Source organism: uncultured Thiodictyon sp., assembly GCA_903837595.1.
Classification (GTDB): Bacteria; Pseudomonadota; Gammaproteobacteria; order Chromatiales; family Chromatiaceae; genus Thiodictyon.
Genome location: CAILVI010000351.1, coordinates 1 through 7,669, shown reverse-complemented (window position 1 = coordinate 7,669; position 7,669 = coordinate 1). Strand labels below are relative to the sequence as shown.

9 protein-coding genes are annotated in these 7,669 nt (G+C 62.0%); 8 read left to right on the top strand and 1 reads right to left on the bottom strand.

The window, feature by feature from the left end; all coding sequences use genetic code 11:
• Positions 1-91 precede the first annotated feature (91 nt).
• Positions 92-529 carry a hypothetical protein gene (locus QZY44_RS20150; RefSeq protein WP_295450834.1) on the bottom strand — a complete coding sequence of 146 codons (438 nt, stop codon included), beginning with the start codon at positions 527-529 and terminating at the stop codon, positions 92-94.
• 375 nt (positions 530-904) lie between these two features.
• Between QZY44_RS20150 and QZY44_RS20145 the strand changes: the two genes are divergently transcribed.
• The 8 genes from QZY44_RS20145 to QZY44_RS20110 form a co-directional block, all read left to right on the top strand.
• A complete protein-coding gene (locus QZY44_RS20145) occupies positions 905-2,014 on the top strand; it encodes a polyamine ABC transporter substrate-binding protein (protein WP_295450831.1) in 1,110 nt (369 codons plus the stop codon).
• Positions 2,015-2,035: 21 nt separating this feature from the next.
• Positions 2,036-3,169 carry an ABC transporter ATP-binding protein gene (locus QZY44_RS20140; RefSeq protein WP_295450821.1) on the top strand — a complete coding sequence of 378 codons (1,134 nt, stop codon included), beginning with the start codon at positions 2,036-2,038 and terminating at the stop codon, positions 3,167-3,169.
• A 5-nt stretch (positions 3,170-3,174) separates the two neighbouring features.
• Positions 3,175-4,089 carry an ABC transporter permease subunit gene (locus QZY44_RS20135; RefSeq protein WP_295450817.1) on the top strand — a complete coding sequence of 305 codons (915 nt, stop codon included), beginning with the start codon at positions 3,175-3,177 and terminating at the stop codon, positions 4,087-4,089.
• Positions 4,086-4,898, top strand: coding sequence for an ABC transporter permease subunit (locus tag QZY44_RS20130; RefSeq protein ID WP_295450807.1), 813 nt, complete (start codon positions 4,086-4,088; stop codon positions 4,896-4,898). The genes QZY44_RS20135 and QZY44_RS20130 overlap by 4 nt, the downstream gene beginning before the upstream one ends.
• Positions 4,899-4,975: 77 nt before the next feature.
• Positions 4,976-5,932 (top strand): hypothetical protein, encoded by a 957-nt coding sequence (locus QZY44_RS20125; RefSeq protein ID WP_295450804.1) that lies wholly within the window; start codon positions 4,976-4,978, stop codon positions 5,930-5,932.
• Positions 5,933-5,995: 63 nt separating this feature from the next.
• The gene (locus QZY44_RS20120) at positions 5,996-6,235 is read left to right on the top strand and encodes an N-6 DNA methylase (RefSeq protein WP_295450798.1); all 240 of its coding nucleotides are present in this window, start codon (positions 5,996-5,998) and stop codon (positions 6,233-6,235) included.
• Entirely contained in the window at positions 6,232-6,390 is a 159-nt protein-coding gene (locus QZY44_RS20115; RefSeq protein ID WP_295450786.1) for a hypothetical protein, read from the top strand. The genes QZY44_RS20120 and QZY44_RS20115 overlap by 4 nt, the downstream gene beginning before the upstream one ends.
• A gap of 711 nt (positions 6,391-7,101) precedes the next feature.
• Positions 7,102-7,669: hypothetical protein (locus QZY44_RS20110; RefSeq protein WP_295450783.1), on the top strand; the 568-nt coding region annotated here is incomplete at its 3' end.

The window sequence follows — 7,669 nt, the reverse complement described above, 5'->3', positions numbered from 1 at the left end:
GGTGCTTAACCCTCGGTTTGTTTGCACTTCCAAGGGTACACAATTTCGCGGGTCCTGCCGCTCTCCAGGGGGTGATTCTCCAAGCCCTATGCTATGTCTTGGCCGGATTTATGATCAAGGCCCTCACGCGGGCGCTGGGAACAACCCCCTGCCCATAGATCGCCTCGCCCTTTTCGTTGGCCACCCGCAGCAGGTTGAGATAGGGCAGGCGGCTCTGTTGAGCGTGCAGAAAACCGTTGATGAATGCGGCGTCGGGGTGGCCGCCGGCGAACTGGCGACCGATTTCGTCGGATGAGACCTGCAGGGCGAAGTCGATCCCGTCGATCATGCCCTCGAGGGTCTGCTCCACCGAATTGTCCAGGTACTGGAGCGTGGCGACGGCGCGCGTGACGGCGGCTTGCCGCAGGTGCATAAGTGTCACGACTGCCGCGATCACCGCAGCCAGGATGACGAACGCCACCCCCCCATAGAGGATGCGACGGTTACCCTGGAGCGAATTTATCGAAATCGGACTGCTCGGCAAAAACACCGCCCACCCCCGCTGTCGCTTGTGTTCTCCTTCAGGTCCTGGTTCACCCGACCGGCGTCGCTGCGGCGTTGTACGATGACTTGCCGCGCCGGCGCCTGGCAGGAATATCATGCGCTGCCTTCGCCGCATGCGCTTAACGGGCGGACCCAAGTTTACCAGACGGTGGAACGACCGGCAGTGCGCCGTCCGTCAAGCCCCACCGCCCGCCCGCCGGAACCCCAGGGCCCCGACCTCAATCGCGGCAAATGGTCCGCGCGGCGATATTCCCGCGCCCGGTTTTGCAGTAGCATCGCCGTCCTATGCGCACACGCCTCCAGCCCCGGGGCGTCAGTGTCGGCAAAACCCGTTTAACCCTTAAGTCTTGGGAGACCCCCGGTGCCTAAGTTCAACGCCCTGCGCCTCACACTGCCTGCACTGTGTGCGGGCCTGTTGTCCCTGACCGCCCCCGTCAACGCCGAGGAGACGGTCCACATCTACAACTGGAACGACTACTTCGCACCCGACACCCTTCAAGAATTCCAGAAACAGACCGGCATCCGCCCGGTCCTGGATCTCTATGACAACAACGATGTGCTGGAGGCCAAACTGTTCGCCGGCAGCAGCGGCTATGACGTGGTGTTCCCCACCGCGCGCCCCTTCGGCGCCCGCCAGATCAAGGCCGGACTCTTCCAGACCCTGGACAAGTCCAAGCTGGCGGGGCTCGACAAACTCGACCCCGCGGTGATGGCCAGCCTGAAGGAACTGGACCCCGACAACGCCCATCTGGTGCCCTATCTGCTGGGCACTACCGGACTCGCGATCAACGTGACCAAGGTGAAGGCGGCCCTGGGCGAGGGCACCCCAACCGATACCTGGGCGATCCTCTTCGACCCTGCCCAGGCCGCCAAGCTCAAAGGCTGCGGCATCAGCATGCTGGACGACCCGACCGAGGCCTTCGCCGCGGCGCTGGCCTATCTTGGGAAAGACCCCAACAGCCGCACCGCCGCCGACCTGGATGAGGCGGACAAGGTCTTGAGAGCCGCCCGCAAGAACGTCCGCTATTTCCATTCATCTCAATACATCAGTGACATGGCAAATGGCGACCTATGTCTCGCCCACGGCTATTCCGGCGATAGCCTGCAGGCCCGGAGCCGCGCGCAAGAGGCCAAAAAGGGCGTCACGGTCGGCTTTCGCATCCCCAAAGAGGGCGCCGTACTCGCGACCGACGTGCTGGCCATTCCCAAGGACGCCCCCAATCCGGCCGCCGCCAATGCCTTCATCGCCTTCATCCTGCAGCCGGCCGTGATCGCGCGCATCACCGACCAGGTGAAATATGCCAACGCCAATACCGCGGCGACGCCCCTGGTATCCGAGGCGGTCCGCACCGACCCTGGCATCTATCCCCCGGCGGCGGTCAAAGAGAAGTTCATCGTACTCAAGACGCCGAGCGACAAAGAGCAACGCGACCTGAATCGGCGGTGGACGCGCATCAAGGCCGAGCGCTGAGCGCAGGAACCGGACAGTATTATGGCGAACCCCGAACAGCGCAAGCTGGAACCCTGGCAGGACCCGAAGGCCGCGCCCTATGTACGCATCGACCACGTCACCAAGCAATTTGGTGACGTCTATGCCGTCGATGATGTGTCGCTGGACATCTTCCAGGGCGAGTTCTTCTCGCTCCTGGGGAGTTCCGGTTGCGGCAAGTCGACCCTGCTGCGCATGCTCGCCGGTCTGGAGCGCCCCACCAAGGGGCGCATCTATATCGACGGGGCGGATGTGACCGATATTCCGGCCTACTCCCGCCCGGTCAATATGATGTTTCAGTCCTATGCCCTGTTCCCCCACATGACGGTGGAGCAGAACGTGGAGTTCGGCCTGAAGCAGGACCGGATGCCGCGCAAGGAACGCGCGGAGCGGGTGGGTGAGATGCTCGGCCTGTTGCAGATCAGTGAATTGCGCAAGCGTAAGCCGGACCAACTCTCCGGCGGCCAGCGCCAGCGCGTCGCCCTGGCCCGGACGCTGGCCAAACACCCCAAGCTGTTGCTATTGGACGAACCGCTCGGCGCACTCGACAAACGACTGCGCGAGAGTGCCCAGTTTGAATTGGTGAACCTCCAGGAGCGCCTCGGCATCACCTTCGTGACCGTAACCCACGATCAGGAGGAGGCGATGACCATGTCCACCCGCATCGCCGTCATGAATGCCGGCCAGATCCTCCAGGTGGACACCCCGACCGCCATCTACGAATACCCTGAATACCGGTTCGTGGCGGACTTCATCGGCCTGGTGAATCTGTTCGATGGCCGGGTGGCAGAGACCCAGGACGACCAGGTATTGGTGGAGACCAACCTGGGACGACGGCTGCACATGCGCTGCTCACACCCGCACGCCGTCGGCACCCCGGTCACGGTGGCCATCCGACCCGAGAAACTCCAGATCTGTCAGACCTATCACGAGAACGGCGTCAACCAGGTCAAGGGGGTGGTCGAGGACATCGCCTATCTGGGGGATGTGTCGATCTACCGCGTGCGGGTGAGCCCCGAGATGCTGGTGGAGATGACACTGACCAATATCCAGCCACGCACCGAGCAGGCCTTGACCTGGGGGCAGGAGGTGGCGATGGAGTGGTCGCCGACCAGCGGCGTGGTCCTGACGGAGTAGGTACGATGCTATTAAAGAAGACGCACCTGCGTGACCGCCATCTGTCGCGGGTCCTGAATATCGGCACGCCCTATCTGTGGTTGGGGCTCTTCTTTCTCCTGCCCTTCGCCATCGTCTTGCATATCAGCATGGCCGAGACGGCACTCGCCCAGCCGCCCTACACCAGCCTGATGAACTGGGTGGGGGATGGAGTGTTGCAGATCCGGCTCAATCTCCAGAACTTCGTGTCGGTGTTCACCGACGAACTCTACTTGGCCGCCCTGCTGAATTCACTGTGGATCGCCTTGGTCTGCACCATCGCGTGCCTGCTGATCGGCTATCCCATGGCCTATGCCATCGCCACCTCACCGGAGCGGCAACGGGTCATCCTGTTGATGCTGATCATCCTGCCCTTCTGGACCTCCTTCCTGATCCGCGTCTATGCCTGGATCGGCATCCTGAAACCCAACGGGCTGCTCAATAACTTTCTGATGTGGTTGGGACTCATCCATGAGCCGCTGACTATCCTGCACACCCAGACGGCGATCTATATCGGAGTGGTCTATTCCTATCTGCCCTTCATGATCCTGCCGCTGTTTGCCAATCTGACCCGGCTCGACTTCAGCCTGTTGGAAGCGGCCGCGGATTTAGGGTGCCGGCCATTCAAGGCCTTCCTCAAGGTCACGCTGCCGCTGTCACTGCCCGGCATCGTGGCCGGCTCCATGCTGGTCTTCATCCCGGTGGTAGGTGAATTCGTAATCCCAGACCTGCTGGGCGGCCCCGACAGTCTGATGATCGGCAAGCAGCTCTGGACCGAGTTCTTCGGCAACAAGGACTGGCCGCTGGCCGCGGCACTCGCCATCTGTCTGCTCGGACTACTGGTGGTGCCGTTCGTGTTGATGCAGCGCCTGGAGAGTCGCATCGGGGGGGATGAACTATGAACCATGGACGCTGGAAGCTCTATACCTTTTTGGGTCTGGGCTTCGCCTTTCTCTATATCCCGGTACTGCTGCTTATCGTCTATTCGTTCAACGAATCGCGGCTGGTCACCGTCTGGTCGGGGTTCTCGACCAAGTGGTACGCAGAGCTCATGCAGAACCAGCAACTGCTCGACGCCGCCTGGCTCAGTGTGCGCATCGCGGCCACCAATGCCTGCTTCGCGGTCGTGCTTGGAACCCTGGCCGCCAACGCACTGGTACGCCATGGCAAATTTCGCGGACGCACCGGCTTTCAACTGCTGCTGACGGCCCCGCTCGTCATGCCCGAGGTCATCACCGGGCTGTCGCTCCTGCTGCTTTTCGTGACCATGGAAAAGACCATCGGCTGGCCGGACGGGCGCGGCTTCACCACCATCACCATCGCCCATATCACCTTCAGCATGGCCTATGTGGCGGTGGTGGTGCGCTCGCGCCTGTCGCAAATGGACCGCTCACTGGAAGAGGCGGCCATGGATTTGGGCGCCCGCCCCTTGCGGGTCTATATGAGCATTACCCTGCCACTGATCGCCCCGGCGCTACTCTCCGGCTGGCTGCTCGCCTTCACGCTCTCACTGGATGACCTGGTCATCTCGACCTTCGTCGCCGGCCCCGGCTCCACCACTTTACCGATGGTGGTCTATTCCAGCGTCCGCATGGGTGTCTCACCCCAGATCAATGCGCTGGCATCGATCGTGGTGCTGATCGTTTCGGTCGCGGTCATCGTCGCCGGCCTTTCCATGCGGCAGCGACCGGCGACCAAGTCGTCGGCATGAGCGATGCCCCAAGTCCGGGATTTTCTCACGCCAAGGCGCCAAGCTCGCCAAGGAATGCAAGAGAGGAGAGGAAACGAATGGATTGGTTCGAACACATCACGGGCTTCACCGAGGACGCGTACGGTGAGACCCGTCGCCGCCTGAAGGTCGAAGGCGATCAACTCATCAACCGCAAGACCGGGCGCCGCCACGCCATGGGCTGGCTCGAAGTGGTCTCACTGGCCGCCTTGCGCACGCGGATCGGACCGCTGCCCGCCGCGGCGGCCCCGGCATCATTGGGAACAGTGTGCGGTGATATTCGCCAGCTGCACCTGGAACCGGAGCAACAGGGCGCGCTGATCCAGGTGGCGTCACAATTCAATCTACTCGAAATGGTCGGCCCCAGCGTCAGCCCCGAGGATGGCGTCACGCGGTACAGCAACGATCCCACCCAGGGCCCCGCCTGTGCAATCGCGGCCGGGGCCGGGACGATCTACCGCAACTATCTGGTACCCGTGAAAGGCACGACCGGTCAGACCACGCAGCGGCAGATCAACACCCTGGCCGACCTGGGAACGGCATTGGGTCATGATGAAAACCCGTTGTGGGAGTGGCGCAACGGCTATGCCCTCGGTACGGACGGTGGCCTGGCACGCATCGCGGCCCGCCTCGCGGTCGCGGATGAGGCCGAACGCCAGCGCCTGCGCGGTCTGCTGCGCATCGGCCTGCACTGGGATGTGGAAGTGACCGACGCGCCGACGGCACCCGGCCCGCAAGTGACCCAGGCCTATTGCTCTGCGATGCCCGTGGCCTATGGCAAACCGCCGGCCAGCGCATGGAAACCCATCGCGCAACTGGTACTTGAAGCCGCCTACGAGGCGACCCTGCTCGCGGGTGTCTTGAACGCCCGTCGGGGCGTCTCAAACCGGGTGCTGCTCACCCGTTTGGGCGGCGGCGCCTTTGGTAACGATCCACACTGGATCAGCGCGGCGATTGAGCGTGCGTTGGCACTGGTCGGGGGCTGTGAGCTCGAGATTTTTGCAGTGAAGAAGTAGCAATGACCGACCAACAGATCGGCCCTGATCCACTTGGAATGCCATCTCTGGAAGTCCGCCAGCATGCTGCGCGGTCCGGTGGACGCGGCGGATTTCAAGACCTACTCTTCTCGCTCCTCTTCTTCAAACGCATCTGCGATCAAGAAATTCGCCGACGCCACCAACAAGAAGGCCAGTGAGTTCTACACGCCGCGCAGCGTAGTGCGGCTGATTTTCGATATGCTCGACCCGTGCGAAACCGAGAGCACCTATGAGCGGCCTGCGGCACCGGCGGTATGTTGCTGGCCGCCGTGGCGCATATGAAGAAGCAGCATGGCGACGTGAAACGGCTCTGGGGCAAGCTGTATGGGCAGGAGAAGAACCTCACCACCTCGGCCATCGCCCGCATGAACCTCTTTCTGGCCTTGATCATCGTTCCGGCCAGCCGGTCCGTCTGCAACCCGAGGTCGAGGCTTTAGCCGGTGGCGGCTTCCGGCAAACTCAAGAGAAATCAGTGGCGCCTGCGAGCCGGACCGGCTAAAGCCTCGACCTCCAGTGGTCGGCCTGACGGCCGACCCGCCCGCTTCGGTGGCCGGAGCGATGATCAAGGTCCCGGTGCCAGGCGCCCTGCCCCGCGACTGCGGCTGGCCGGTACGCTGTTCGCGAACATGGATCGATCGATGCCGGACATACAACGACAGCTGTCCAGGCATGGACGATCCATGCTGGAGACAGGATCGAGACCTCCAGAGACACACCGATGTCGCCTGGAGATACAGCGCTGACTTTCGGAGACACAAAATCCCATGGCCCGACATAGGGCAACGGATGTCTCGACAGTGAACGTCGGACCTTTTTGCGTCGATCGCGTATTCTGGAGACAGGACGAAGACGTTCAGAGATAGACGAATCTATGTTTTGGGATGGATTGAGGGATGCTGCGACATCCATCGTCCTATTGCGAAGACATAACCGGGATTCGCAAACATAGGGCCATGTATCCCGATGATAGGATGGCGATTCTCCGACACTCTCCGGTGTATGTTTCAACATAGAACGGTGGATGCTGCGACATGGCGCGATATCTTCCGTGCATGTCGCGACATGCGCCAGCATACAGCCGACTATCCCGGAGATAGGACTTTGGATGTCCAACATCCATCGCTCGATACCTCAACATGGAACGACGGATGCCCGACATCGATCGATGGCTTGCGCCGATAGGACGGCGGACGCCCGGCAGCGATCGATCCATGTGTCGACATGAAACGGAGATTGCTCAGACATGGCGCGAGATAGCTCGGGAATGTCGCGACATGCGCCGACATAGAGCCGAGTATCACGGACATAGAACCGCCGATGCCCGGCAGCGATCGTTCGATCCCGGACTGTCCGACCTGGATCGCGACAACCTGGCCCAGACGGCCGCGAAGATGGCCGTGTTGGTCACGACGCCCGAGCGCATCCGCCGGGTCTGCGAGGACCTCGCGCACTTCCAGGGCAAGGTCGAACCCAATGGCTTCAAGGGCCAGATCGTGACCTTCGATCGCGAATCCTGCCTGCTCTATAACGCCGTACTCGACCGGCTGTTGCCGCCGGAGGCGTCCGAGTCGGAACAGAAGACCCGTGGACTGGGCGTCGATTACTTAGGGAACTTCGATGACGGTGTAGAACTATATCCGGCAGTATTACTGAGGGGGCTTGATCACATCACTGCGGCGAATTGCTTGCGCGGCAACCGGTCGCGGCCTGGGGGCC

Bases quoted from the DNA above. Each gene is read 5' to 3' on its own strand.
- QZY44_RS20130 (WP_295450807.1), top strand. From the start codon at position 4,086: ATGAACCATGGACGCTGGAAGCTCTATACCTTTTTGGGTCTGGGCTTC.
- QZY44_RS20120 (WP_295450798.1), top strand. From the start codon at position 5,996: ATGCTGCGCGGTCCGGTGGACGCGGCGGATTTCAAGACCTACTCTTCT.
- QZY44_RS20140 (WP_295450821.1), top strand. From the start codon at position 2,036: ATGGCGAACCCCGAACAGCGCAAGCTGGAACCCTGGCAGGACCCGAAG.
- QZY44_RS20125 (WP_295450804.1), top strand. From the start codon at position 4,976: ATGGATTGGTTCGAACACATCACGGGCTTCACCGAGGACGCGTACGGT.
- QZY44_RS20115 (WP_295450786.1), top strand. From the start codon at position 6,232: ATGAAGAAGCAGCATGGCGACGTGAAACGGCTCTGGGGCAAGCTGTAT.
- QZY44_RS20135 (WP_295450817.1), top strand. From the start codon at position 3,175: ATGCTATTAAAGAAGACGCACCTGCGTGACCGCCATCTGTCGCGGGTC.